At 57.9% G+C, this 24,171-nt stretch carries 21 protein-coding genes; 13 read left to right on the top strand and 8 right to left on the bottom strand.

Annotation, left to right across the window (positions count from 1 at the left end; translation table 11 throughout):
- Nucleotides 1–381 precede the first annotated feature (381 nt).
- From DESU86_RS01220 to DESU86_RS01200, 5 genes are all read right to left on the bottom strand, one after another.
- Nucleotides 382–1,455 (bottom strand): response regulator, encoded by a 1,074-nt coding sequence (locus tag DESU86_RS01220; RefSeq protein ID WP_179979379.1) that lies wholly within the window; start codon nt 1,453–1,455, stop codon nt 382–384.
- Nucleotides 1,452–2,048, bottom strand: a complete 597-nt coding sequence (locus tag DESU86_RS01215; protein WP_179979378.1) for a PqiC family protein — start codon at nt 2,046–2,048, stop codon at nt 1,452–1,454. Before DESU86_RS01215 ends, DESU86_RS01220 begins: the two co-directional genes overlap by 4 nt.
- Entirely contained in the window at nt 2,048–3,016 is a 969-nt protein-coding gene (locus DESU86_RS01210; RefSeq protein ID WP_179979377.1) for an MlaD family protein, read from the bottom strand. The genes DESU86_RS01215 and DESU86_RS01210 overlap by 1 nt, the downstream gene beginning before the upstream one ends.
- A complete protein-coding gene (locus DESU86_RS01205; RefSeq protein WP_232088394.1) occupies nt 3,013–3,771 on the bottom strand; it encodes an ABC transporter ATP-binding protein in 759 nt (252 codons plus the stop codon). The genes DESU86_RS01210 and DESU86_RS01205 overlap by 4 nt, the downstream gene beginning before the upstream one ends.
- 181 nt (nt 3,772–3,952) lie before the next feature.
- Nucleotides 3,953–5,062, bottom strand: coding sequence for an MlaE family ABC transporter permease (locus DESU86_RS01200; protein WP_232088215.1), 1,110 nt, complete (start codon nt 5,060–5,062; stop codon nt 3,953–3,955).
- A 108-nt stretch (nt 5,063–5,170) separates the two neighbouring features.
- On the opposite strand from DESU86_RS01200, the gene DESU86_RS01195 reads away from it, so the two are divergent.
- Nucleotides 5,171–7,957 carry a DNA polymerase I gene (locus DESU86_RS01195; protein ID WP_179981666.1) on the top strand — a complete coding sequence of 929 codons (2,787 nt, stop codon included), beginning with the start codon at nt 5,171–5,173 and terminating at the stop codon, nt 7,955–7,957.
- A gap of 261 nt (nt 7,958–8,218) precedes the next feature.
- Here DESU86_RS01195 and DESU86_RS01190 read toward each other — a convergent pair whose 3' ends face one another.
- Entirely contained in the window at nt 8,219–8,899 is a 681-nt protein-coding gene (locus tag DESU86_RS01190; RefSeq protein ID WP_179979375.1) for an IS1595 family transposase, read from the bottom strand.
- Nucleotides 8,900–9,233: 334 nt separating this feature from the next.
- Here DESU86_RS01190 and DESU86_RS01185 point away from each other — a divergent pair, with 334 nt between their 5' ends.
- Entirely contained in the window at nt 9,234–10,067 is an 834-nt protein-coding gene (locus DESU86_RS01185) for an AraC family transcriptional regulator (RefSeq protein ID WP_179979374.1), read from the top strand.
- A 40-nt stretch (nt 10,068–10,107) separates the two neighbouring features.
- Entirely contained in the window at nt 10,108–10,749 is a 642-nt protein-coding gene (locus DESU86_RS01180; RefSeq protein WP_179979373.1) for a LysE family translocator, read from the top strand.
- Nucleotides 10,750–11,144: 395 nt separating this feature from the next.
- On the opposite strand, the gene DESU86_RS01175 is transcribed toward DESU86_RS01180, so the two are convergent.
- Both DESU86_RS01175 and DESU86_RS01170 read right to left on the bottom strand, forming a co-directional pair.
- Complete coding sequence (locus DESU86_RS01175) at nt 11,145–11,930, bottom strand: translation initiation factor 2 (protein WP_179979372.1); 786 nt, start codon at nt 11,928–11,930, stop codon at nt 11,145–11,147.
- Between the two features lie 20 nt (nt 11,931–11,950).
- The gene (locus DESU86_RS01170) at nt 11,951–13,192 is read right to left on the bottom strand and encodes an HD domain-containing protein (RefSeq protein WP_179979371.1); all 1,242 of its coding nucleotides are present in this window, start codon (nt 13,190–13,192) and stop codon (nt 11,951–11,953) included.
- Between the two features lie 264 nt (nt 13,193–13,456).
- Between DESU86_RS01170 and rplM the strand changes: the two genes are divergently transcribed.
- From rplM to larA, 10 genes are all read left to right on the top strand, one after another.
- Entirely contained in the window at nt 13,457–13,891 is a 435-nt protein-coding gene (rplM, locus tag DESU86_RS01165; protein WP_179979370.1) for a 50S ribosomal protein L13, read from the top strand.
- A 13-nt stretch (nt 13,892–13,904) separates the two neighbouring features.
- Entirely contained in the window at nt 13,905–14,297 is a 393-nt protein-coding gene (gene rpsI, locus DESU86_RS01160; protein WP_179979369.1) for a 30S ribosomal protein S9, read from the top strand.
- Nucleotides 14,298–14,613: 316 nt separating this feature from the next.
- Nucleotides 14,614–16,407 (top strand): YcaO-like family protein, encoded by a 1,794-nt coding sequence (locus DESU86_RS01155; RefSeq protein ID WP_179979368.1) that lies wholly within the window; start codon nt 14,614–14,616, stop codon nt 16,405–16,407.
- A 118-nt stretch (nt 16,408–16,525) separates the two neighbouring features.
- Nucleotides 16,526–17,671: an ABC transporter substrate-binding protein gene (locus tag DESU86_RS01150; RefSeq protein ID WP_179979367.1), complete on the top strand. Its 1,146-nt coding sequence runs from the start codon at nt 16,526–16,528 to the stop codon at nt 17,669–17,671.
- 130 nt (nt 17,672–17,801) lie between these two features.
- Nucleotides 17,802–18,695, top strand: a complete 894-nt coding sequence (locus tag DESU86_RS01145) for a branched-chain amino acid ABC transporter permease (RefSeq protein ID WP_179979366.1) — start codon at nt 17,802–17,804, stop codon at nt 18,693–18,695.
- Complete coding sequence (locus tag DESU86_RS01140) at nt 18,695–19,735, top strand: branched-chain amino acid ABC transporter permease (protein WP_179979365.1); 1,041 nt, start codon at nt 18,695–18,697, stop codon at nt 19,733–19,735. The genes DESU86_RS01145 and DESU86_RS01140 overlap by 1 nt, the downstream gene beginning before the upstream one ends.
- A complete protein-coding gene (locus DESU86_RS01135) occupies nt 19,732–20,553 on the top strand; it encodes an ABC transporter ATP-binding protein (protein ID WP_179979364.1) in 822 nt (273 codons plus the stop codon). Before DESU86_RS01140 ends, DESU86_RS01135 begins: the two co-directional genes overlap by 4 nt.
- A 54-nt stretch (nt 20,554–20,607) precedes the next feature.
- Nucleotides 20,608–21,330: an ABC transporter ATP-binding protein gene (locus DESU86_RS01130; RefSeq protein WP_179979363.1), complete on the top strand. Its 723-nt coding sequence runs from the start codon at nt 20,608–20,610 to the stop codon at nt 21,328–21,330.
- Nucleotides 21,331–21,558: 228 nt separating this feature from the next.
- Nucleotides 21,559–22,290, top strand: a complete 732-nt coding sequence (locus DESU86_RS01125) for a sulfite exporter TauE/SafE family protein (protein WP_179979362.1) — start codon at nt 21,559–21,561, stop codon at nt 22,288–22,290.
- Nucleotides 22,291–22,432: 142 nt separating this feature from the next.
- Complete coding sequence (gene larA, locus DESU86_RS01120) at nt 22,433–23,740, top strand: nickel-dependent lactate racemase (protein WP_179979361.1); 1,308 nt, start codon at nt 22,433–22,435, stop codon at nt 23,738–23,740.
- Nucleotides 23,741–24,171 lie beyond the last annotated feature (431 nt).

The raw sequence follows: 24,171 nt of genomic DNA, 5'->3' as shown, positions 1-24,171 counted from the left end.
CTTGCCAAACGAAATACCAGCGCGTTTCCAAGAGGTTCTTTAATCAGTGCTTCCTCAAGCCCCCACTCCAGAACGGAAAACTTTTAGAGCATTTTAACTTTGAAAAAATGTAAATGCTCTAACGCTGTGCGAAAGTACAGCGCGCCACAACGTGGCGTGGATTCAGCCGAAAATCACATTTTTCGGCTGAATGAAAACTTTGAAATGTGAAGCATTTCAAAGTTAATCTGATCTAGTATTGCACCAGATCGGGTTGCTTTTGAAATACCGCACATTTCAACGGTAACATGCTCTCAGCACAATAAAAGTTTTAGGGGGTGGGGGAGGGAGCCTTTTGTAAAAGGGTCCCTCCCCCACAGAGCAATTCAACGTGAAATTTCCCTAATCGCTGTACCGTTCGGCAATGGCCTTGAATTCATCCTGAATGGCCAGAAATGCCTCCACCACTTCAGGGTCGAACTGCGTGCCCTTGCCGTCAAGAATAATATAGGCCGAAGTTTCGTGCGGCATGGCGGGCTTGTATACCCGTTGGCTGCGCAGGGCATCATACACGTCGGCCAGGCTCATGAGCCGGGCTGACAACGGGATTTCGTCTTCCCCGAGCCCTCGGGGGTAGCCCCGCCCGTCCCACCGTTCGTGGTGGCAGTAGGCAATGTCGCTGGCGACCTTCAAAAAAGAATCTTCACCCAAAAATTTGTCCGCTGCGGCAAGAACGGCTCTACCATAGGTGGTATGCTCCTTCATTGCCTCGTATTCTTCTTCGGTAAGCGGCCCGGGTTTGTGCAAAACGGTGTCGGCTATGGCGACCTTGCCCACGTCGTGCAGCGGAGCGGAAAGGTACAGCCATGAAATGGCGTCGGCATTCAGCGTTTCGCGGTATCGGGGCAGGTTGGCCATGTGCAGGGCAAGGGCCTTGACGTAATTCTGGGTACGTTTGATGTGCGCCCCGGTTTCTGTATCGCGCCATTCCGCCAGTGTGGCCATGGCGTGAATGGTGGCTTCCTGCGTGAGGACAAGCTGGCGGGTGCGCTCGTGCACCAGATCGTTGAGGTGGTCGCGGTAGCGCTTGTACGTAAGCTGGTTTGCGACGCGGTTGCGAACCAGGGATACCCGGAAGGGTTTGACGATATAATCCTGGGCCCCGAGAGAGAGTCCGGTGGCCTCGTCTGTCTCTTCATTTTGCGCGGTGATGAACATGACGGGAATGTCGCGCGTGGACGGATCTTCCTTGAGGCGGCGGCACACTTCATAGCCATCCATGCCGGGCATGATGACATCCAGCAGGATGAGGTCAGGCTGCGGCCTGCCGGTGGCCAGACGCAGGGCGTCCGGCCCGTTTTTGGCGAACATGATGGTATAGTCCGCGCGCAGGCTTTCGCTCAGGATGCGCAGGTTCTCCGGCGCGTCGTCAACCAGCAGTATGCGGCTGCGTTGCGCTGCCGCATACGTGCTCATCGTTTCCCGCCCGTGAGGGCGGGAAGCCGCCCGGCCAGGTGTTCAGCCATTTTCTGCACCAGGCGGCTCTCTGTGGCGGTCAACACGTCATAGCTCTTGCCCGCCACAGGTTCCTGGTCAACAAAAATGCCGCGCGCCAGCACGTCATTGAATTTGTTGCGCAGGGTCCAGCGCACGTCCAGCACGGCTTTTTGGTCAAAATTGCCGTCAAGGCGCTGCACATCAAGGTACAAAACATAGTCGGCGGTGGATTCGTCGCCAGTGGGCAAAACATTGATTCCGGCTTCCAGCATGGGCCTGGTCAGCACTTCGCGTGTAACGCGGCGTATGCCGTGGCTCAGGGGTTCGCCCCAGTTGTGAAACTGAGCCACGATAAGCTGTGTTGATTCGCCCACCCGGCTCACTATGCCCTCGCGCTCCAGATACTCCGGCACGCTCACAGCGGCCACGCGCAGGCTTTTGGCGGGCAGGCTGTCAGTGGAGACGGGCGTGAGGCGACTTTCGAGCAGGTAAAAGTTGGTGGGCGTGCTGCGCGCGCAAGCGGTCAGCAAAACCGTGAGCGCCAGAAAAATAAACAGGGCTTGGCGTTGCATCAGCGTTTTCCTTGTCTGCCCATGATCAGGGCTTCAGGGTTGCGTTCAAGCATTTGCGCAACATTGCGGATGGCCCGCAAGGTTTCTATGCTGTCCTTGATCAGTCGGCGAACGTCGTTGACGGTGGGCGAATCCCGACCGAGCAGGCCCTGGGCCGAGGCCGTGACCACGCGCAACTGGTCCGCCGCAAGGCTCATGCTTTCAAGGGCGGAACGCAGCGTGGCAAGGGTAGCGGGCAGTTGACTGTCCACAGTGCCCACGGTCTTGTTAAGTTTTTTCAGGATGGTTTCGGCATTTTGGCGCAGTTCACTGTTCTTGAGAATATTGTCAAGTTCTTCAAACGACTGCGTAAAAGCTCTGAGTCCCTTTCCAAGGCTGTCGTCGGCAAGGCCCTGAACCAGATTTTGCAGTATTTTGTCGAGGGATCTGACCATGGACTCCAGCGGCAACTGCGCGAGCGTGGTCTGCAAGGTGTCAATGGGGGAAGGTATGGTGGGAATTTCCGAATCCGGCGTGCCGGAGCGGAAGACCGCCGGAGTGCCGGGGAAAAAGTCCAACTCGATGCGGTACTGCCCCGTGATAAGACTTTGCAGCTGCAGGCGGGCACGCAGGCCGCGCTGCACCATCCTGCGCACGATTTCTTCGCGCACGGATTCTGAAATGGGGGCCGAACCCCTGGCGCGCACAAAGCTTTGTTCGTCAATGCGGATGTAAACCGGGATAGTGACGTTGGAATCCCGCGTGTTGGCCACAAGGTTGATGCGCGTCACGCTGCCCATGGGAACCCCGCGAAACACTACCGGAGCGCCTGTGGAAAGACCGCTCACAGAGCCGTCGAAGTAGAGCACGTACTGCATGTCGTTGCTGAACAGACGGCCCCCGCCCAGCACGATGAATCCCAGTGCCAGAAGGGCCAGCCCCCCCAGCACAAAGGCGCCTACCGTGGTTTTGTATTTTTGAGAACTCATAGGGCCGTTCCTTTGTCCGGCTCGGAGTCGCCGGAGGTTTCCGTCTGATCGGTTTCGGCGTGACTGCGCTCACCCCTGGTCAGAAAGAGCATGGCGCTGGGCGCTGTGCCGGGGTCGTGCAGCAACTGGTGCGGATTGCCGCAGGCGCCCACCTGGCGGGTCTGGGCATCCAGAAAGATAAGATTGCTGGCAATGGCGTAAATGCTGGCCAGTTCGTGTGATACAATGACAAAGGTCGTGCCGAGGCTTGCGCGCAGCTCGAGGATGAGATCGTCCAGAAGGCGTGAACTGACGGGGTCAAGTCCGGCCGAGGGTTCGTCAAGAAAAAGAATCTTGGGATCAAGGGCCAGAGCGCGGGCCAGTCCGGCGCGTTTGCACATGCCGCCGCTGATTTCAGACGGGTAGTAGTCTTCAAAACCGGCAAGGCCGGCCAGGGCCAGCTTGAGTTTGGCCTGTTCGCGTATGGCTTCGTCGTTGAGGTCGGTATACTGTTGCAGGGGCAGGCCCACGTTCTCCGCCAGGGTCATTGAACTCCACAGCGCGCCGCTTTGAAAAAGCACGCCTGTTTCACGCACCAGCTGGTGGCGCGCATCTTCATTGCTGCCCCAGAAGTCGGTTTTGCCGTACAGCACGTTACCGGACTGCGGCGGCTTCAGGCCCATGAGCACCCGCAAAAGCGTACTTTTGCCGCATCCTGAACCGCCGGTGATAAAAAAAATGTCTCCGGCATGCACGTCAAATGTCACATCGTGCATGAGAACGTAGGAACCATACCCGACCTGCAACTGGTTTACGCTGATGCGCACCTCCTGCTGATCCGGCTGCCCAAGCTGCCTGGGCTGCCCCTGTTCCCCATCCGGGGCGGAGCGGGCTTTTTCGGAGACTCCGGCTGGCAGGGGGGATGGGGATGATGTCACGGTAGTGCTGCTGGGCATGTCAGATGTCCATCACGTTGCAGATGACGGTTATTATGGCTGTGGCCACGATAATGCCCACAATGGCCTGCACCACGGCGGTGGTGGTGGCCTGTCCCACGGCCTGGGCGCTGCGCCCGCAGCGCATGCCCTGAAAGCAGCCGGTCAAGGCGATGATAACGCCGAAAACCGTGCCATAGGTGAGGCCGATGAAGACGTGTTTGTAGGGAACCATCTGCATGGTGGCGTTGACGTATTCCATAGGATTGATCTTCAGCATGGTGATGGCCACAACATAGCCGCCTATAACGCCCATAAGGTCGGCGTACAGCGTCAGCAGCGGGATCATGGCCGTCAGCGCCACCACACGGGGCAGCACCAGAAAATCGATGGGAGAAATGCCCAAAGTGGCCAGGGCGTCAACTTCTTCATTAACCTGCATGGTGCCGATAAGGGCGGCATAGGCGGCGCCGACCCTGCCCGCCATGACCACGCCCACCATGATGGCGCCCATAACACGCAGCATGCCAATGCCCACAAGTCCCGCCACGTAGATTTGCGCGCCGAACTGCGTGAGCTGCACCGCGCCCACAAAGGCCAGAATAAGGCCGAAAAGCATACTGGTTATGGAAATGATGGGCAGAGCCTGCACGCCGCATTCCTGCATGGCTGCCAGCAGGTCTTGCGGGCGCATCTGCGAACGGCCCACTATAAGACGGCCCACTGCCAGCGTCACTTCACCCACAAAGTTTACAAAATCGGTTACGCGCGGCGGCAGGTCGATGGTGGCCTGGCCCACACGCTGCACAAAACTGAGGCTTTCTTTTTTGCGGTCAGACCCTGCCTTGGCAGGTACGGCAAAAGCCAGCTTGAGAAGACGCTCGAGACCTTCGGGCAAATGGTTCTGGATGCGCAGCTTGCGATCCTCGGCAGCCTTGGTAAGTTGCACGAGAAAGACCAGCAGGCTGCTGTCCCAGGTTTCGAGACCGTCGCTCTCCAGGCATAGTTCGTGAATGCTCTGATCGGCCAGAGAGTTGAGTGCGGCTTCGGCTTCAGGGGGCCAGGCCGTATCGATATTCCAGCCGCCCCCCACGCTCACGTGCAGGAGCGGCCCCTGAATGGAAGCTGTCACTTGCGGACTTGTTTCCATCACTATAGTATACGCATGGCTTGATTTATCTGCAAGGGCCGCGTGCGCAAAAAGCGTGCGGGCTTTTTCACCTTCAACCCACGGTCTGTCATGTCTTTAAAAAACCGCCTTGATCTTGCCGTTGACCCCGTTTTTCTGATGGATGGCTCCGCCTTTATTTACCGGGGATTTTTCGCCAACAGAAACATGCAGCGTTCTGACGGTTTTCCCACCAACGCGCTGGTGGTGGTGACCCGTGTGCTTCTGCGCATTCTGCGCGAGGAAAGGCCGCAATATTTTCTGTTCGTCAAGGACGGCAGAGGCAAGAACTTCAGGCATGACATCTACCCCCTGTACAAAGCCAACCGTGACGCCACTCCCGAAGACCTGATCCGGCAGATGGAACCCATCGAACGCATGGTCACCGCCCTTGGCATGAGCCTTGAGGTTTCCGACGGCTGCGAGGCCGACGACTGCATAGCCTCATTGGCCGCGCGCCTCTCAAAAGAGCGCCCTGTGGTCATTGTCAGCGGCGACAAGGACCTCAAGCAGTGCCTTGGCCCCAATATTTTCATGTGGGACCCCGCTTTCAAGGAAGAAAAACTGCTTACTTCCGACCAGTTTACGAAAGAAAGTGGTCTGACCCCGGCCCAATGGGCCGACGTGCAGGCCCTTGTGGGCGACACCAGTGACAACATCCCCGGCGTGCCCGGCATCGGCCCCAAAACCGCCGCCAAGATTTTTGAGATATGCCCAACTCTTGAGGATATCCGCGACCATTTCGCCCTGCTGCCCCCCAAGCTTCAGGACAAGCTGCGCGACCATCTGGACGACATGTTCACCTGGCGCAAGCTGACCACACTGTCCCTGGATGTCTGCACCGGGCTTGAACTGAACGACCTTCTGGTGCGCCCCATCGACGCGGCCCATTGCGCGGCCCTGGCCGAAGAATTTGAACTGCACGCCCTGCGCCGCGAAATGGCGTCGCTGGAGCGGATGCAGCTTTCCGGCCAGTCTGGCGCTGCCGAAGAAGGGACAAAGCCCCGCGCCCAAAACGGCGCACCGTCCGCTTCGTCCGCGTCATCCGGTTCATCTGCGTCATCGGGCGCGCCCGCCACGTTTTTGGCAGAAAAAAACAACGGAGCCGATAGCGCCGCCCGGGGGCAGGGGCCTCAGTCCCAGCCGCCCAAGGGTGTTGGCGCGCAGATGAGTCTTCTTGAAGTGGCCGAAGAAAAGACGGCCCCGCAAGTGCTTACTGTCGCTGATCTGCCAAACTGCAGTGGCCTTGACCTGTCCCTGGTATGGCCTAGAGGCGCGGGCGCTGCGCCCCATGCCGCTGTGACGGGTGGCGAGGATGTCTGCTGGATGGGCAGCGCGGACGAGCTTTGCGCCTGGGCCTCTCACGCGCGGCGCATCATCACGCCTGACCTCAAAGGCTTGTTGGCCGCTGCTCCTTGCTGGCGCGAACTCGCGCGGAAAAAATCTCCGGATTTTTTTAGGGATCTTGGCCTGGCCGCCTACCTTATAAATCCTGAAGAAAGTGATTACGGCTGGCCGCGCCTTGCCGTGCACTGGGGCGCGCCCCTGCGCGACGACGGCCCCGGCCCGGCGCTGCTGGCCCTGCGTATGGCGGCGGTGCTTGAAGCGCGCATGCAGCAGGATGATCTGCTGCGGCTCTACAATGAGCTTGAACTGCCCCTCACCCCGGTGCTGGCGGATATGGAAGGCCGGGGCATAGCCATTGACGTCGCCGCGTTCGAGGCCTTTCTTGCCGATGTGCAGGCCGAACTCGACAAACTGACGGCCGCAGTTTACGCGGCGGCGGGCAAGGAATTCAATATCCGCTCGGCGCAGCAGCTTGGCGACGTGCTTTTCAGCACGCTTGATCTTCCCTCGCCGCGCAAGACCAGGGGCGGACAGGCCTCCACCAGCCAGGAAACCCTTGAAAAACTGGCAAGCCGTCATCCTGTGGTGGAAAGTATCCTGCAATTCCGCAAGCTTGAAAAGATGCGCTCCACCTACCTTGATCCCCTGCCGCGTCTTATGGACAGCCAGGGCCGCGTCCACACGACTTTTAATCAGAAGGCCACAGCCACAGGACGCCTTTCATCCAGCAACCCGAATTTGCAGAACATCCCCGTGCGTGGCGAACTCGGCAAGCGCATGCGCTCCTGCTTCATCGCCAGGCCCGATCACTCCCTGGTGTCCGCCGACTACTCGCAGGTGGAACTGCGCGTTCTGGCCCACATGTCGCAAGACGCGGCCCTGCTTGAAGCTTTTCGAAAAGGCGAAGACATCCACGCCCGCACGGCCGCCCTGGTCTATGATCTGCCCCCTGACCAGGTGAGCCCTGACCAGCGCCGTAATGCCAAGACCATCAACTTTGGCCTCATTTACGGGATGGGCGCGCAAAAACTGGCCCAGGAACTTAAAATCACCACCAATGAGGCCAAGGAATTCATTGCCCGCTACTTCGCGCGCCTCACGGGCCTCAAGGAATTTTACGAATCAATTGAAGCTACGGCCAAACGGCAAGGCTACGTGGTCACGCTTGGCGGCCGCCGCCGCCTTCTGCCCGATATCCATTCGGCCAACGGGCAGGCCTATGCCCTGGCCAGACGCCAGGCCATCAACACGGTTATTCAGGGCTCGGCCGCCGACATCATCAAGCTGGCCATGCTGGCCGTGGCCGGGGACGCGCAACTGCGGGACTGCAAAGCCAGCCTGCTGCTTCAGGTGCACGACGAACTGCTGCTGGAAGTGCCGCAGGACGCCGCCAAGGCCGCCGGGGCACGCGTCGCCGAGCTTATGGGTGCGGTCATGCCTGGCAACGAACCCCTTTCCGTGCCGCTGGTGGTCGATTGGGGCGTGGGCAATGATTGGGGTTCCGCGCATTAATTTGGTGGGGAAGGAATGCTTTATGGGGAAGAAAATACTTTGTGGGGGAGGGACCCTCTTTAGACCAGATTAACTTTGAAATGCTTCACATTTCAAAGTTGTCATTCTGCCGAAAAATGCGATTTTCGGCAGAATCCACGCCACGTTGTGGCGCGCTGCACTCTCATGCAGCGTTAGAGCATTTAACTTTTAAAAGTTAAATGCCCTAAAAAAGGGGCTCCTCCTCCACGCCCCCACCCCCTAAAACTTTTAGGGTCATGACTAGCTGAGAGGAAAATTGCGGAGCATTTTGAGCACCAATTTGTATATGTCCTCTCGCCGATGGTTAAATCTAAACTCGCATTCTTTCAAATGAAAATAAAAAGTGTGCTGGTGCAAGCCTCTAAATCGGACGAGCCGAGTTTTTGCAAAGGCCCAAAAGCTTTCAATCCCGTTAATGTGGGAATGGTTGTTTGCAAATTCGTTATTGCCGTGCTGAACACGAAAATGCTTTTGATAGCCAAGGTCTACAAGACCATCATAGCCACGCCATCCGTCAGAGTGAATAACGCTCTCAAGTTCAACGCGACCTCTGATGATGCCCTGGAGAGTGGCTTTTGAACAGTCGGGCACAATTTCGGTGTAGACGTGCCCATTGCGTTTAAACAGGCCGAAAACGATAGTTTTGCCACGAGCACCCCGACCTCTGATACCTCTGACCCGGCGCGCTCCAAAGTAGCTTTCATCAACCTCAACCTCACCGCTGACAGGCGATTCCGCCTCACAGTACTGGGCGATTCTTTCCCGGAACGCAGCGAGATACCTATTAATGGTATTGCGGTTGAGGCTCGTGACCTCGGCAATTTGAGAGGCGTCCAAATCAACGGCAAACAGCCTTACGATTTGACGGATTTTGTCCTCGGAAATTCTCGAACGATAAGCATACTTGTTTTTTGTTGCCATACTTAGCTTTTAGCCTTTTGTTGGCCTCTCAGCTAGTCATGACCCAACTTTTATTGTGTGTGACGAGTGCAAGGAGCTTTCTGATCTGAGACGAGGTTCCAGAGAAGGCGTCTTTCAGGCATCATACCCCTCCAAAAATTATCTGCCTGAGACGCCACACAACTCGTATTGACGCAGCCTTTCCAGCTTTTCGGCTGTGGCTTCGCGCTGCGCTGTTATTTGGCGCAGCCGTTCCAGGCGTCAGCGTCAGGGCGCAAGCGTCTGTAAAGGGCGGTGGAGCCTGACAGGGCGTTTCAGCAAAAAATTGGTCAGTTTTTTTATTGCTGGTGCAATCATGGCGCATGAATCCCATCTTGCCGTACAGAAGTTTGCCGCTCCGCAAGCCTTGCCCTTTGTGGAGGTGCGGACAACCCTGGACAGCGTGCAACCCTACGCGGAACATTTTCATTCCAGTTGGTCACTCGGGGCCATTCTTGAAGGACGCACGCGGTTTCGGCTTCACGGCCAGATGCACGAAGCGCAAAAGGGTGACATTGTGCTTATCGGGCCTGGCGTCGCACACAGCTGCAACCCTGTGGACGGGCAGTCCAGAAGCTACCACATGGCGCACGTGGATTGCCGCTGGTTCGCGCAGCGCGTCTGCCCGGTTTTGGGCCTGCCGGAAAACTGTGAAGCGGTGCTTCCCCTGATTCGGGACAAAGCGCTCTATGCGGGCGCCCTTGAAGTCATACAGGCAATGCTGGCTGGTCAGGCACGCAGCGAGCAGGCGCTGCTGGATTTGCTGGTTCGATTGCAGCTTGCCTACGGCTGCTTCAGGCCTGCCGCCGAGGACTGCACCAGCATGGCGCGGTTTTTGCCAGCCGGGGAGGAGGGCAGCCTGTGCACGGAGCGTCACGCGGTGTCCCAACTGGCTGAAATGTCCGGTCTGCGTCGCGAAAGCTATTCCCGCGCTTTCAGGCGTGGTACAGGCCTGCCGCCGGCAAGCTATCTGCACTGTCTGCGCCTTGAAAAGGCCCGCCGTCTGCTGCGCCAGGGCAAAAGCATCGCGGAAGCCGCCGCTGCTGCCGGATACGCAGATCAGAGCCACCTGCACCGCATGTTCGTGAAGTTCTATTCTGTGACGCCAGGCTGCTATCGCAAAGGCGCGTCACATTCGTACAAGAAATAATCCGACAGGGGAGTAGGGTCTGTGCAGGAGGCTTCATCTCATGGCACAGATTCTTGCGGAGTTCATCGCTCCCACATTTCCCGCACTGGCGCTGGCGCACTTTATGGCTTTGCTCAGCCCTGGCCCGGATTTTTTTCTGGTGGTGGGGCACGCGGCACGGCGTGGTTTGCGCGGGGCCGTGTTCATCTGCCTTGGCATCGCGCTGGGCAATGCCCTGTATATTGCCCTGGCCGTTTCAGGCTGGTCGCTCATCCGGCAGTGGCCGTTGCTTTATCGCTGCTTGGAACTGGCTGGCGCGGGGTATCTGCTGTGGGTGGGCTGGGCGCTTGTGCGTTCAGGGCGGCAGCCGGCGAATTTTCACCTTAATGCGGCCGCGCCCCTTGCGGCGGGCAGGCAACTGCTTACAGGGCTGGCGTCGGCCCTGCTCAATCCCAAGAATGCCATTTTCTATCTTACGCTCATGACCACCATAATGGGAACAGCCGCCAGCCTGAAACAGCAGCTTTTTGCGGGCGCGTGGATGGCGGGACTCGTTTTTGCCTGGGACGCCGGGCTTGCCGCAGCCATTGGGCACCCAGTGGTGCGGGGCCTGTTGAGCAGGCGTCTGACGCTCATTGAAACTCTGGCCGGGGCCTGCCTCATGATAATGGCGGGCCTGCTTGTGGCCGTACCCTTGCTGTGAGCGACGCATGCGTGAAAGCTCTGGCAGCAGTGCCCCATCAGGCATGCGCTGCGGTAAGGATTCCACAAATCCCGCACGGCGGTAACGCCGCAGCCCGCTCCATATCAGAAAACCCTTGGTGCGTTATGTAACTACAGCAAGATTTTTAGGGGGTGAGGGCGTGGGGGGAGGAGACCCCTTTTTAGGGCATTTAAACTTTGAAAAAAGTTAAATGCCCTAACGCTGCACGAGAGTGCAGCGCGCCACAACGTGGCGTGGATTCTGCCGCAAATCGCATTTTCGGCAGAATGACGACTTTGAAATGTGAAGCATTTCAAAGTTAATCTGATCTAAAGAGGGTCTCCTCCCCCACAGAGCATTTCCTCCCCCATAAAGCGCTTCGCAGTACTATTGCCCTATTTTCGCAAAATGGTTCGCAGGGTCTCGGCCCTTGGGCCGGAAAGTCCCTTGAGTCTTTGCTGCACGCGGTCTTGGACGGCTTCGTGGCGCGGACTCATTTCGTACAGTGAGGCGGCGGCCGTCTGACTTACGGAAAAAGCCGGATCGTTCTGCCTGCCGCTGGAGTTGAGGTCGGCGTAGCGAAGGGCCGCGTCAATGATGGCGTCCAGATAGGCCACATTGCCTGAAGCTGTATATGCGGCCCAGTACATTTGCAAAACGGTTTTTTCGCTGGTGATGTCCCATTGCAGCAGGGGCGTGGGATTCTGGTGGATCTGCTGCAGGAGTATGGCGTCCTGTTTGTCCAGCAACTGGTTCATGAGGGCGGCTTCGTCCGTCAGTTGGGCCAGGTGTACGGCCCAGGCCAGGGTGCGCTTGCCGTCCCTGCTCAGTGTGGGAACCTGCGCCAGCAGGGTCTGGCGGGCTGTGGGCTCCGACTTGAGGGCCTCGGCAAGAAAGGCGGCCAGGGTGAGCTGCTTTTGCCGGTCATAGAGGACGTTTTGCGCGTCAAAGGTGCGGAGGATGCCCGGCAGTGTTTCGGGCCGTTTTTCCTTGTAATAGTACTCCATATCCCGGGCGTAAAAAGAAAGTCCCTTGGAGGCGGTGAGGGCCAGGGCCTCAGTGGGGGGCGCAAGCCATGCCGCCAGTGCGAGAAACAGGGCGAGCAGGGCTGCCCGGCCGCGCGTTGCAGCGCCGGGAAGCGGGGTGGGCAGAACGGTAGAAAGGCGGGTGATGGTGTGCATGGCGGTAATGTGCCTGGCGGCTAGTCAAAGTCTGCCAGAAGAGAGTCCAGCTTGAGGCAGGTGAGGGGGCTTTGGCGCAGCAGGGTCAGCAGGCGGACGCGGGCTTCGAGCAGGTGTGGTGATGAAACGCCGTTGCGGATGGAACTGTGGGCCTCAAGAAAGGCCGCGAGGTTGTCGCAATCCTTGATGAGGCGGCCATCCTTGGGGTCCAGCGCATCGAAGTTGCAGTCGTGCTGCAATGCGGCGAAGTCATGTATTTTTTCAATGGTGCCGTTGCGCCGTACGCATTCCTGAAATTCTGACTGTACCTCAAGTCCAAGATAATAGGATATGCGTTCCACCAGCGCGGTGAAGCCCTGCTGGCGAAGAGGGGAGAAAATGCGGCGCTCCAGCTCTTTTTCTTCATATTCTTTAATAATCTTGGGCAAGTCTGCCACGGATCTCTTGACCGGCGAGATAATGTCGCGGGTGAGCACCTCGGGCAGGTCATGAAAAAGACCGCAGAAAAAATTATTGTTGGCCCGTGCGGGGCAGGCGTTTACAGACAGGCTGAAAAAATAGGCGAAGCTGGCCACGATGAACATGTGTCCAAGAACGGAGGTGGCCGGAATGCGCGGCGCTTGCGTCCAGCGTATCTGAAAGCGCAACTGCCCGCAGAGGTTGGCCAGGCGGATAAGCGCCGTACCCTGTTGGCGCATCTGGTCAAGGCCGTTAAGGTCGCTGAAGCTGTCCAACCTGTCCACAAAGGACTGGCCGATATCGTCCATCTCTTCGTCAAAAGGGCTGTTGAGCGGCTTGATGAGGTTGAATTCCCATTGGGATGCGTAGAGGTGGGCGGCGGTGAGTATGCGGCGGGACAGGCTGCCTTCGTCGGGGCTGCGGTGCCAGCGGCACATGCGCTGCCAGAAGTCGCCAAGGGGCGACAGGGCCGGTTGCAGCCGCTCCAGCACGTGTTCGGTCAACTGGCGGTGCTGGTCGGGATTTTCTTTGATTTTATAAAAGATGGGGGGCTTGATGTCGGTGATGATGAGGCGGTAAAAATAGTCAAACAGCCCGCCTTCAATGATGTCGTTGGCAAGGCGCACCCGTTTTTCTTCAGACATGCCGAGAGAATTTTCATGCCACAGCACGCAGGCCAGCAGCATCTTGTGTGCCTGCTTGTCGATTTCAAGCAGTTCCACGGGACGGAGCTTATCGTTCCAGCGCAAAAGATATGCGCCTGAAAAAATTAGTTGAAGCAAGCTCTTGCGAATATCCGCCATACTTTCTCCGGGTACGGGTCGGAAAAACAGTTGGCAGTATAGGGGCAGATGGGGTAAAGCTCAAGGGCTTCATGTCACTGCCCCTGGGTTATGGCCTGTGGGTGGATAATGGCACGGCTGCTCTTGACAGTTTCTGGAGTTTGCCGTATTGAAGCCATCTTTACTGCGATAAATGTCGTCACCCCCGTTCGACGGCGCATCGCGCAATGAACTTTTTTGCAGCCTGAGGGCTGCTGATATTTGCAGATGTGAGGAGTCACTCCGATGAAGACGTTCAGCCCCACCCCCAAAGACATCAATCGCGAATGGTTCGTGGTTGACGCTCAGGATCAGGTGCTCGGTCGTCTGGCCAGCCAGATCGCCCACCGCCTGCGCGGCAAGCACAAGCCTGAATTCGCCCCGCATATGGATAACGGGGACTTTATCGTGGTAGTTAACTGCGAAAAGATCAAAGTTACCGGCAAAAAAATGACCGATAAAAAATATTACCGGCACTCCGGCTGGGTCGGCGGTCTCAAGACCTCCGTTCTCGGCGACGTGCTGGCCGACAAGCCCTCCCGCGTCCTGATGACTGCCGTGAAGGGCATGCTGCCCAAGAATCGCCTGGGTCGCGCCATGCTGAAGAAACTCAAGATTTACGCCGGGACCGAACATCCCCATACGGCCCAGAATCCCCAGCCGCTGACGCTGCCGCATTAAGGAGTAGAATGCCATGAGCGAGAAATTTGAATACGGCACCGGCCGTCGCAAGACCGCCACGGCGCGTACCCGCATCTATGCCGGTTCCGGCGGCATCACGGTCAACGGGCGTTCTTTCGAGGAGTATTTTCCCCGTAAGACCCTGCAGATGATCATTCGTCAGCCCCTGGTGCTCTCCAAGCTTGCCGACAAGCTTGATGTGCGCATCAACGTGGCTGGCGGCGGTGTGACCGGTCAGGCCGAAGCTGTGCGCCACGGTATTTCCCGTGCCCTGCTGATGGTTGACCCGGCCCTGCGCCCCATGCTCAAGAAAGCCGGTTTCCTCACCCGGGATGCCCGCAAGAAAGAACGTAAAAAGTACGGCCTGCGCGCTGCCCGCGCACGGTACCAGTACTCCAAGCGTTAATCGCTTTGCGAAAGCCCTGCATGTCAGGGCTTTCGTTTTTTATGGCGGGCCGCTTGCGGCCCGCTTTTTTTGTGCATCACAGCGGCGCTGCTTTTGGTCTGGCATTTTCCCAGCAAAAGTGTAGGTTGTTCTGGGCATATTCTGTCCAACCAGCCTAGAGCAAGTTCTCTTTGAAATTGCTCTGGCGGATGCGGGAGCAGACGCCCGCCGCAGAGGCGTAAGCGCAGTTTATCTGCGCTGTTAAACGCCGGAGCGGGCGTCTTGGAAGCATTTAGAATAGATATTCTCAATGCGAAAAAACTTTGAGAGAGTTGACATGATCAGGGACGATGCTCCTTCAACCGACCAGTTGCCAATACTCGACTACGCCTACACGCATGAAGAGACTCAGGCCACCACGGGATATTTTTCCTGTGTGCCGCCGTCTGATCTCGACTTTGCCGCCGCTTTGGCGCGCCTTGAAGCCGCGCCCATGGACGATTTTTTACATCAGCATCTTTTGCGTTTGCTGAGCGCTGAAAAAACCGAGGAACTGACACGTCTGGCGGCCACCTGCTACGATGCGGCCAATGACGCCTTCATACGACCGGTTCTGGCGGCCTTGCTGCTGGAATGCGGTATTTTGCTGCCCCGGCATGCGCAGGCCTGCGCCGGTTTTCCCGCTGATGCGGGCAGGCGCCTGGCTCACGCCAGTCCGGCGTTGTACCTGCGTGCAGCCAGCCAGCCCGATGCGGAAGCCAGCGCCGCCTGGAGCGAACTGTTTCGCGACAATATTTGCGAACATCATGCCTTGCCGCGCCCATCCGAGGCTGGCATCGCCCCGCTGTTCCCGAATGAAGAAATTGAAAAAACAGCCATGGCCATGGCCGCCCATGCGGGCAAGATGGCGGAACAGCATGCGCGTCTGCGCGCCGATCCCGCGCCCGCCTGGGAGCGTCCGCCAGCGCAGCAGACCTTTTTGCGCGCGCTGGATGCCCTTATGGAGTCGGGAACCATCGCCGGGGCAGAAATGCGGCACGAAGCTTCGCTTTCGCCCATAGCCCTGCTGCGTTCCTGGCTGGTGGACATCGAGGTGTGCAGCAATGCTGTGCGCCACCGGCTGCGCGGTCAGGCCACTGCCTACGGACGGGGAATGTCCCTGGCAGCGGCCAGGGCTTCCTATGCGATGGAAATTGTTGAAAGGGCCAGTGCCTATGTGAGCGTTGGCCCGGCCAGGGCTGGCGCAAAGGGCGAAGCAGGGCAGGTAGTTGGCCGCAAGCATGCCATGCCTCTCTACAAGGCCCGTTTTTCTGAATTGCAGGCGCAGGGCAGGGCGGCCCTTGATCCCAATCTTCTGCCGGTTGAAGCGCCGTATATGGATGCGCCCCTGCACTGGCTCACCGCCGTGGGGGCCGATGGCCGCCCGGTGCTTGTTCCGGCTCAGGCCGTGTTTCTGTTCTGTAATCTGGATGAACCGGCCCTGTTTCTGGCTGGCGGCTCAACGGGGCTCGCTTCGGGCAATACTCTGGATGAGGCCAGGCAGGCTGCCCTGACGGAGATTTTTGAGCGCGACGCCGAAGCCACCACGCCCTTCAGCCGTTTGCAGTGCTTCCGCCTTAAAAGCCGTGATGCCCGCATGCAGTCCCTGCTGGACGACTATGCGGCCTGCGGCATCAGCGTGCAGTTTCAGGATATCACCACCGAATTCGGCCTTCCCGTGTACCAGTGCTTTGTCATGGGACGTGACGGCGGCATCGCCCGCGCCACGGGAGCCAACCTCAATGGGCAGCGGGCGGCCCTGGCGGCGCTGACCGAAACGCCCTGGCCGTATTCGACGTCTCAAAGCACGCGGCCCCGGCCTTCCGGCCCCGGCCTTGCGGGCCTGCCTGTGCGCTTTCTTGAAGATCTGCCGGACTACAGCCTTGCATCGCCCGTTGACAACTGCCGTCTGCTTGAAGCCGTGCTGGCTGAGCATGGCAGAACTCCGCTTTACGTGGACATCAGCCGGAAGGATTTTGACCTGCCTGTGGTGCGGGCCATTGTTCCCGGTCTGGCACTTACGGGCGAGTGGGACCGTTTCTCGCGCCCCGGCAAGCGGCTTTTTGCGCGCTATGCTAGTCTTTTTACCTGATTTTTATGGGTTCATAGGATTTCTGAATTGCAGGCTGCGTCCAAATTGTTTAGTATACGGGTCTAGTGGCCCGCCCTTTGGCGTCGCCCTGCGAACACAAAAAACCTGGAGGGAAAGGATGAAACTGGGAAAACTTTTTGCAGCGCTGGCCGGGCTGGCGCTCACCCTTGGTTTTGCCGGCCAGGCGCCTGCCGCTGATGCCGCTCCTATCAAAATCGGCGTTTACCTTCCCCTGACCGGGCAGAACGCCTTTGGCGGTCAGCTTGAACTTGAAGGCGTCCGCCTGGCGCACAAAGAAATGCCTACCGTTCTCGGTCGCCCCGTGGACCTGGTTGTTGTGGACAACAAGTCCGACAAGGTTGAGGCGGCCAATGCCGTGAAGCGCCTTGTGGAACGTGACAAGGTCGTGGCCCTCATCGGCACCTATGGTTCTTCCCTTGCCATGGCTGGCGCTGAAGTCGCCGAAAAGGCCAAGGTCCCCGGCGTGGGCACCTCCTGCACCAATCCTCTCGTGACCCAGGGCAAGAAGTACTACTTCCGCGCCTGCTTCATTGACCCCTATCAGGGCGCCGCTGCGGCCACCTATGCCCGCGAGAACCTGGGCTTCAAGAAGGCCGCCGTTCTTATGGACATGACCAACGACTATGCCGTGGGCCTGTCCAGTTTCTTCTCCAAGTCCTTCAAAAAGCAGGGCGGCGATGTGGTCGCTACCCTCAAGTACAGTTCCGGCGACCAGGACTTCACTGCCCAGTTGACCGAGCTGATTTCCAAAAACCCCGACATCGTGTTCATGCCCGCCTACTTTGCTGAAGGCGCCATCATCATGAAGCAGGCCCGTGAACTGGGCGCCAAGTTCCGCCTTATGGGCGCGGACGCCATGGACAACCCCGACACGCTCAAGCTCGGCGGCAAGGCTGCCGAGGGCTTCCTGCACACCACCTTCCCTTACGACCCCGCCATGCCCAACATGAGCGAAGCCGCCAAACGCTTCACCGAAGCCTGGAAGGCCACCTATCCTAACAAAGAAACCAACGTTAACGGCGCTCTTGGCTACAACACCTACTTCCTTATCCTTGACGCCATCAAGCGTGCCAATTCCGCCGAGCCCCAGGCCATTGCCAAGGCTCTGGCCGAAACCAAGGATCTGCCCACCGCTCTTGGACTGCTTTCCATCAATGCCACCCACGACGCTGAAATGCCCGTGGGCATCATTGAATACAAAGATGGCAAGCGCGTTTACGTGGGTGAAGTAACGCCCAAGTAAGCTGGTTGTTTTTTTCGGCCCCGCGGCGCAAACGCCGCGGGGCGCTTTTCCTCTTTTTTGCTGCCGTTCGCGGAGGGGGTTTTGCGGCCTTTGATCCGCCGCTACCGTGAACGGCTGCCGAGGTGGCTACATGAGCCTTGACATGTTTTTGCAGCATTGTTTTAACGCCCTTACCCTGGGATCGCTCTACGCGTTGATAGCCATTGGCTACACCATGGTATACGGCATTTTACGACTTATTAACTTTGCCCACGGCGACATTCTGATGGTTGGCGCCTATTTTGTGTTTTTTGGCACCTTTGCCTTCGGCTGGCCCTGGGCTGTGGCTGCGGTGGTTTCCGTCGCAGGCGCGAGCCTGCTGGGTGTCATCATTGAAAGGGTGGCCTACCGGCCCCTGCGTGACGCACCACGAATTTCGGCGCTTATCAGCGCCATTGCCGTGTCCTTTTTTATCGAAAGCCTGGCTGTGGTGATTTTTACCGGCCAGCCGCGTCCCGTGCTGCAACCCGACTGGCTCGTGTCTGAATGGCAGATCGGCGGTTTGCGCATCCTGCCGCTCACCGCGTTTGTGCCCTGTATGACCATCGTGCTTGTGGGCATTCTGCTGTATGTGGTCTACCGCACCAAGCCGGGCCTGGCCATGCGCGCCATATCAAAGGACATCGAAACTACGCGCCTGCTCGGGGTCAAGGTGGACAACATCATTGCCCTGACCTTCTGCATCGGCTCGGCGCTGGCTGCTGCTTCGGGCATCATGTGGGCCTTGCGGTATCCCCAGGTGCATCCTTACATGGGCATCATGCCTGGCCTCAAAGCCTTTATCGCCGCCGTTTTCGGGGGTATCGGCTCCATCCAGGGGGCGGTTATCGGCGGTGTCGCTCTGGGTTTTGTGGAAATCATGACCGTGGCTTTCATGCCGGAGCTTTCTGGTTACCGTGACGCCTTCGCCTTTGTGCTGCTTGTGCTTGTGCTCTTCTACAAGCCCACGGGCCTGCTTGGCGATCGCACGGAGGAGAAAATCTGATGCGCCTGAACAGCAGCACGATCTTGAGCATACTGGCCATGGCCCTGGTGGGCTGCGCGGTATGGCAGGCGGAATTTTTTCTTGGCGACTACCAGATTTACATCGCCAAGCTCATTTTCATCAACGCCATCCTGGCGCTTTCGCTCAATCTCATCTATGGGTTCACAGGTCTTTTCTCCCTGGGGCATGCCGGTTTCATTGCCGTGGGGGCCTATGTTTCGGCTTTGTGCATTCTGCCGCCGGAACAGAAGGAAATGATGTGGATTCTTGAACCCATAATCTGGCCCTTCTCCGAGCTGTTCACGCCCTTTTGGGCATCGGTGCTGGCCGGCGGAGTGGTCGCCACCATATTTGCCTTTTTTATCGCCGTTCCCGTGCTGCGCCTTGGCGACGACTACCTCGGCATAGCCACGCTCGGTTTTGCCGAGATCATCCGGGTGCTCATCGTCAACGCCACCCCCATCACCAACGGCTCTCTGGGCATCAAGGGCATACCCTCGCATGCCACGCTTCTTGTGTGCTACGGATGGATGCTCCTTACGCTCATTGTGCTGGTGCGGCTTGTGTTCAGCAATTACGGCAACGTATTGCGCTGTATACGAGACAATGAAATCGCCGCCAGCGTCATGGGCATCAACGTGTTCTGGAACAAGGTGCTTTCGTTCTGCATCGGCGCGTTTTTCGCCGGAGTGGGCGGGGCGCTTCTTGGCAGCCATCTTTCCACCATTGACCCCAAGATGTTCAATTTCCTTCTGACCTTCAACGTGCTCATGTTTGTGGTCGCCGGCGGCCTTGGCTCGCTGACGGGCAGCCTCCTTGGCGCTACCATCATTACCATCCTGCTGGAATGGCTGCGCGCCATTGAAGAACCCATGGACATCTTTGGCCTGTTTGAAATACCGGGCATCCCCGGCATGCGAATGGTGGTCTTTTCGCTTGTGCTGCTGGGCATCATTCTGTTCAGGCGGGAAGGCATCATGGGCACTAGGGAATTGACCTGGAAGCGCATAGGCGCATTTTTGAGGAGGCAAAAGGCATGAGCGAATTCCATCTGCCCCGTCCCCCTCATTATGAAGGAGCGCTGCTCATCGCCAAAGGCGTTACCATGCGTTTTGGCGGCGTCACTGCGGTGAGCGAACTTTCTCTGGCCCTGCCCCATGGGGGCATTGCGGGAATCATCGGTCCCAACGGTGCGGGAAAAACCACGGCGTTCAACGTGTTGAGCGGTTTTTACACGCCTCAGGAAGGCGAGGTCATCCTTGACGGACAGAGCATCAAGGGCTTGAAGCCCTATGATATCTGTCGGCGCGGTATGGCCCGTACCTTTCAGAATATCCGTCTTTCGCAGCATATGACCGTGCTCGAAAACATCATGGTAGGCTGCCATGTGCGGCGGCATTGCCCCTGGTGGATGGCCCCCCTGGGACTGCCGTCCTTTTACCGCGAGGAAGCTGAAATCAGGGAAAAAAGCCGTCAGCTGGCCGACAGGGTCAACCTTGGCGCGCACCTTGATGACCTTGCGGGCAGTCTGCCCTACGGAGCGCAACGCCGTCTTGAAATAGCGCGGGCCCTGGCTACGGAGCCGCGCCTCTTGCTGCTGGACGAACCCGCCGCAGGCATGAACCCGCAGGAAAGCCTCGATCTCATGCACTTCATTGGTCATATTCGTGACGAATTTGGCCTGACCATTCTGCTTATCGAGCACGACATGAAGGTTGTCATGGGCGTGTGCCAGTATATCTGGGTTATGGAATACGGCGCCCTTATCGCTGAAGGCGCCCCGGAAGAAATTCGCAACAATCCGGTGGTGATTCGCGCCTATCTTGGCGAGGATATGGGCGCGGGCGGCATGTTCTGATGTGCGGCGCAAAAGTTGCCACACGGGTTGGAGATATAATGGATATGGTGCAGTATGCTTGAAATTCGTGACCTTCATGTGCGCTATGGCGGCATTCAGGCCGTGCAGGGTGTGAGCCTCAAAATTCCGCGCGGCAGTATAGTGACGCTCATCGGAGCCAACGGCGCGGGCAAGAGCAGTATTATCCGTTCCATTGCGGGGCTGAACAAAAACGTGACCGGCGAGATCCTGCTCACCAGGCACGAAGGCGAAGCCCCGGCTTCTCTTATGGGCCTCAAGCCCGAGGACATGGTACGGCGGGGCATCTCGCTCTCACCCGAAGGGCGGCGCATCCTGCCGCATTTGACGGTGGAGGAAAACCTGATGCTCGGCGCATACTCCCGCAATGACCGCAAGGAAATCGCGGACGACATCGAGTGGGTGTACACGCTCTTTCCCCGGCTTAAAGAACGCAGCTGGCAGAAGGGCGGCACCCTTTCCGGCGGCGAACAGCAGATGCTGGCAGTGGGGCGGGCGCTCATGAGCCGTCCTGATCTGCTGATGCTTGATGAACCTTCGCTTGGGCTGGCTCCTCTGCTGGTGCGCGAGATTTTTGAAATCATCAGGCGCATCAATGCCGATGGCAAAACTGTGCTTCTGGTTGAACAGAATGCCTATGCGGCACTTTCCGTAGCGCACTATGCCTACATTCTGGAAGTGGGGCGGGTGGTGCTGGAAGGACCGGGCAAGGATCTGCTGGAAAACCCCAAGGTCAAGGATGCCTACCTGGGCGGCTAGAATAACGCCACTTTGAAATGTTTTGTGGGGGGCCTCTTGCAAAAGGGCCCCCCCCAGCGCGCCCTCCAAAAAAACCTTTATGATCTTTTAGTTTAACACAAAAAGTTTCCTGATTTGACGCGGGAGTTCCTGAGACCGCGCTTCCTGACGCCGCACCATCCCAAAGTTTGTCTGCACCGGATGGGGCAGGCTACATCCCTCTAATTTAACGCAGAACCTGGGGCAGCCGTGATATACGCGCTTATTGTCTTATGCGGCGTCGCGGCCGGGACTGTGAGCGGGGTTGTGGGAACCGGGTCATCCATAATCCTGCTGCCAATACTGAGCTTGGCTTTTGGCCCCAAGGCAGCCATCCCCATTATGGCCGTTGCTTCAATTGCGGGCAATGCCTCGCGGGTGGTCGCTTGGCGTCGCCAGATAAACCTCAAGGCCTTTGTCTGCTATTCGCTGACGGCCGTGCCTGCGGCGGTGTTGGGCGTGCGAACGCTCTGGATTATGCCTGCGGATATTTCCAACCTGTGCATTGGTCTTTTCTTTTTTGTACTCATTGGTTTGCGAAGGGTCAGTCGTACGCGCGGCATGCGACTGGGGCTTGGACAAATGGCGCTGGCTGGCGGCTTTGTGGGTTATCTCACGGGAGTTGTGTATTCCACAGGTCCGCTGACCATTCCCATTTTTGCCGGTTTCGGGCTGGTGAAGGGCGCGCTGCTCGCCACTGAAGCGGCCGCCTCCATAGCCGTGTACCTTGCCAAGGCTCTGGCTTTTGGGGCTGTGGGCGGGTTGCCCCTGCCCATATTGTGCCATGGCCTTGCCGTGGGGGCGGCGCTGGCGGTGGGTACCTTTCTGGGTAAACGCTTTGTGCTCGGCCTCTCCGAAGCGACCTTTCAGCTTCTTATCGATATCATGCTGGCCTGCGCAGGCCTTGTGATGACGGGCAACGCGCTGTTTGCGCAGCACTGATGTCGCGCCTAACCGGACTTTTTGCCACTTCACAAAACCTTGCATGAGGCATAACAGTTCCTAGCGAACTGGCGCGATGGCATAATCATCCCGAATAGGCCATGCGCTGTATTTGCCTACAGCAACAAACAGGACACGACTCATGGCACAGCATTACATGAAATATGGCGACAGGGAATTTTCTGTGGAGCTTGGCAGCGGCCTTATAGCGGCTGAACTGCATTCCAATACGGTTGCGCTGCCTACAAAAAGTGCACTTGAGCATATCAACGATGCTCTGGATAACCCCATTGGCTCCCCCAGGCTTGAGGAAATGCTCAAACCCGGCCAGACCGTATGCGTTGTCGTGCCTGATTCAACGCGTCTGTGGCAGTCGCCCAACGTCTATGTTCCCGCCGTGGTGGCCCGCCTGAACAAGTGCGGCATCCGTGATGCGGACATCCGTATCCTTACGGCCACCGGCACGCACCGTCCCATGTCCCGCGAGGAACACATCGCCATTGTGTCCGAAGATATTTACAACCGTATTGGCGTTATTGACCATAAATGCCGGGAGTCGGCGGATATGGTCAAGGCTGGCGTCACCAGCCATGGCACCGAGGTGTGGTTCAATCGCCTTGCTATGGAATGCGACCATATCATTCTGACCGGCGGCGTGGTGTACCACTTTCTGGCCGGTTACGGCGGCGGCCCCAAATACCTGCTGCCCGGCATAGCCAGCTATGAGACCATCCAGAGGCACCACAATCTGGCCCTGAACAAGGGATTTGGCAGCGGCTCCAATGCCGCCGTGCGCAGCGCCAATATGGAAAACAGCAATATTTTCCACACCGATCTTGAAGAAGCCGCGCTGCTGGCCAACCCCAGTTTTTTGCTCAACGTGGTGGTGGACGACAACTATAACATCATCAAGGCCGTGGCTGGCGACATGGTGCAGGCCCACCGCGAGGCTTGCTCCCTGGTTGACGCCATCGACGGCGTCAATGTGGCCGAGCGTACGCCTCTGGTCATTGCCAGCGCGGGCGGTGCACCCAAGGACATCAATTTTTACCAGACCATCAAAACCCTGGCCAACGCCCTTGCGGTAGTAAGCGACGGCGGCACCATCATCATCCTGTCAGCCTGCACCGAAGGTTTCGGCAGCCCGGACACCGAGCGCCAGATTCGCGATTTTGACACTATGGAGGCGCGCGAAAAAGACCTTCGCGAGAATTTTTCCATCGGCAGCTATGTGGGTTTTCTGTTCGCGGAATCGGCGGAAAAGCACAATCTCATCATGGTGTGCTCCATGGCTGCGGCGGACTTTGCCAAAACAAAGATCCACACAGTCACAACCCTGGACGACGCCCTTGCCTTGGCAAAAAAACTTAACGGCGGCAAGGAGATGCGCGTGACACTGCTGCCCCACGGAGCCAATACCCTGCCCAAACTTCAGGCGGCCAATCGCTAGAGCGGTTTTACGTTGAAGCTTTGTGGGGGAGGGACATTTGCGAAGCAGAAATATTTTGTGGGGGAAGAGACCCTTTTGTAAAAGGGTCCCTCCCCCACGCCCCCACCCCCTAAAACGTTTATTATATTCTCATGTAATTCAAAGATTTTTTTGCTTGAAGAGGAGGGCTGCGCCTTCCATATGGCACGTCATGCAGGCCAATCACGAAAATGTTCCTCTGCTCGGCGCAGGTTTTTGTAAATACTCCCCTCAATAAAATGCGGTCGTCCCTGATGCGCGCAGACAGGCCCCGGCGCTTGCTTCATGGCGCGTTGAGAACTAATATAAAAAACGGGGCTATGAAGTCCCGTTTTTTTTCATCCCTGCAAGGCTGTTACTTCATGCCGTCCACACCGGACAGCATGATGCTGAAAAGCCTGACATCAACAAGC

Origin of the sequence: Desulfovibrio sp. 86 (assembly GCF_902702915.1) — a bacterium.
Classification (GTDB): domain Bacteria; phylum Desulfobacterota; class Desulfovibrionia; order Desulfovibrionales; family Desulfovibrionaceae; genus Desulfovibrio.
The sequence above is the reverse complement of the archived record's forward strand: the minus strand, read 5'-3'. Positions and strand labels throughout refer to the sequence as shown.

Coding starts and splice junctions, on each gene's coding strand:
- DESU86_RS01220 (WP_179979379.1), bottom strand. CDS start 1,455: ATGAGCACGTATGCGGCAGCGCAACGCAGCCGCATACTGCTGGTTGAC.
- DESU86_RS01215 (WP_179979378.1), bottom strand. CDS start 2,048: ATGCAACGCCAAGCCCTGTTTATTTTTCTGGCGCTCACGGTTTTGCTG.
- DESU86_RS01210 (WP_179979377.1), bottom strand. CDS start 3,016: ATGAGTTCTCAAAAATACAAAACCACGGTAGGCGCCTTTGTGCTGGGG.
- DESU86_RS01205 (WP_232088394.1), bottom strand. CDS start 3,771: ATGCACGATGTGACATTTGACGTGCATGCCGGAGACATTTTTTTTATC.
- DESU86_RS01195 (WP_179981666.1), top strand. CDS start 5,171: ATGTCTTTAAAAAACCGCCTTGATCTTGCCGTTGACCCCGTTTTTCTG.
- DESU86_RS01190 (WP_179979375.1), bottom strand. CDS start 8,899: ATGGCAACAAAAAACAAGTATGCTTATCGTTCGAGAATTTCCGAGGAC.
- DESU86_RS01185 (WP_179979374.1), top strand. CDS start 9,234: ATGGCGCATGAATCCCATCTTGCCGTACAGAAGTTTGCCGCTCCGCAA.
- DESU86_RS01180 (WP_179979373.1), top strand. CDS start 10,108: ATGGCACAGATTCTTGCGGAGTTCATCGCTCCCACATTTCCCGCACTG.
- DESU86_RS01175 (WP_179979372.1), bottom strand. CDS start 11,930: ATGCACACCATCACCCGCCTTTCTACCGTTCTGCCCACCCCGCTTCCC.
- DESU86_RS01170 (WP_179979371.1), bottom strand. CDS start 13,192: ATGGCGGATATTCGCAAGAGCTTGCTTCAACTAATTTTTTCAGGCGCA.
- rplM (WP_179979370.1), top strand. CDS start 13,457: ATGAAGACGTTCAGCCCCACCCCCAAAGACATCAATCGCGAATGGTTC.
- rpsI (WP_179979369.1), top strand. CDS start 13,905: ATGAGCGAGAAATTTGAATACGGCACCGGCCGTCGCAAGACCGCCACG.
- DESU86_RS01155 (WP_179979368.1), top strand. CDS start 14,614: ATGATCAGGGACGATGCTCCTTCAACCGACCAGTTGCCAATACTCGAC.
- DESU86_RS01150 (WP_179979367.1), top strand. CDS start 16,526: ATGAAACTGGGAAAACTTTTTGCAGCGCTGGCCGGGCTGGCGCTCACC.
- DESU86_RS01145 (WP_179979366.1), top strand. CDS start 17,802: ATGAGCCTTGACATGTTTTTGCAGCATTGTTTTAACGCCCTTACCCTG.
- DESU86_RS01140 (WP_179979365.1), top strand. CDS start 18,695: ATGCGCCTGAACAGCAGCACGATCTTGAGCATACTGGCCATGGCCCTG.
- DESU86_RS01135 (WP_179979364.1), top strand. CDS start 19,732: ATGAGCGAATTCCATCTGCCCCGTCCCCCTCATTATGAAGGAGCGCTG.
- DESU86_RS01130 (WP_179979363.1), top strand. CDS start 20,608: ATGCTTGAAATTCGTGACCTTCATGTGCGCTATGGCGGCATTCAGGCC.
- larA (WP_179979361.1), top strand. CDS start 22,433: ATGGCACAGCATTACATGAAATATGGCGACAGGGAATTTTCTGTGGAG.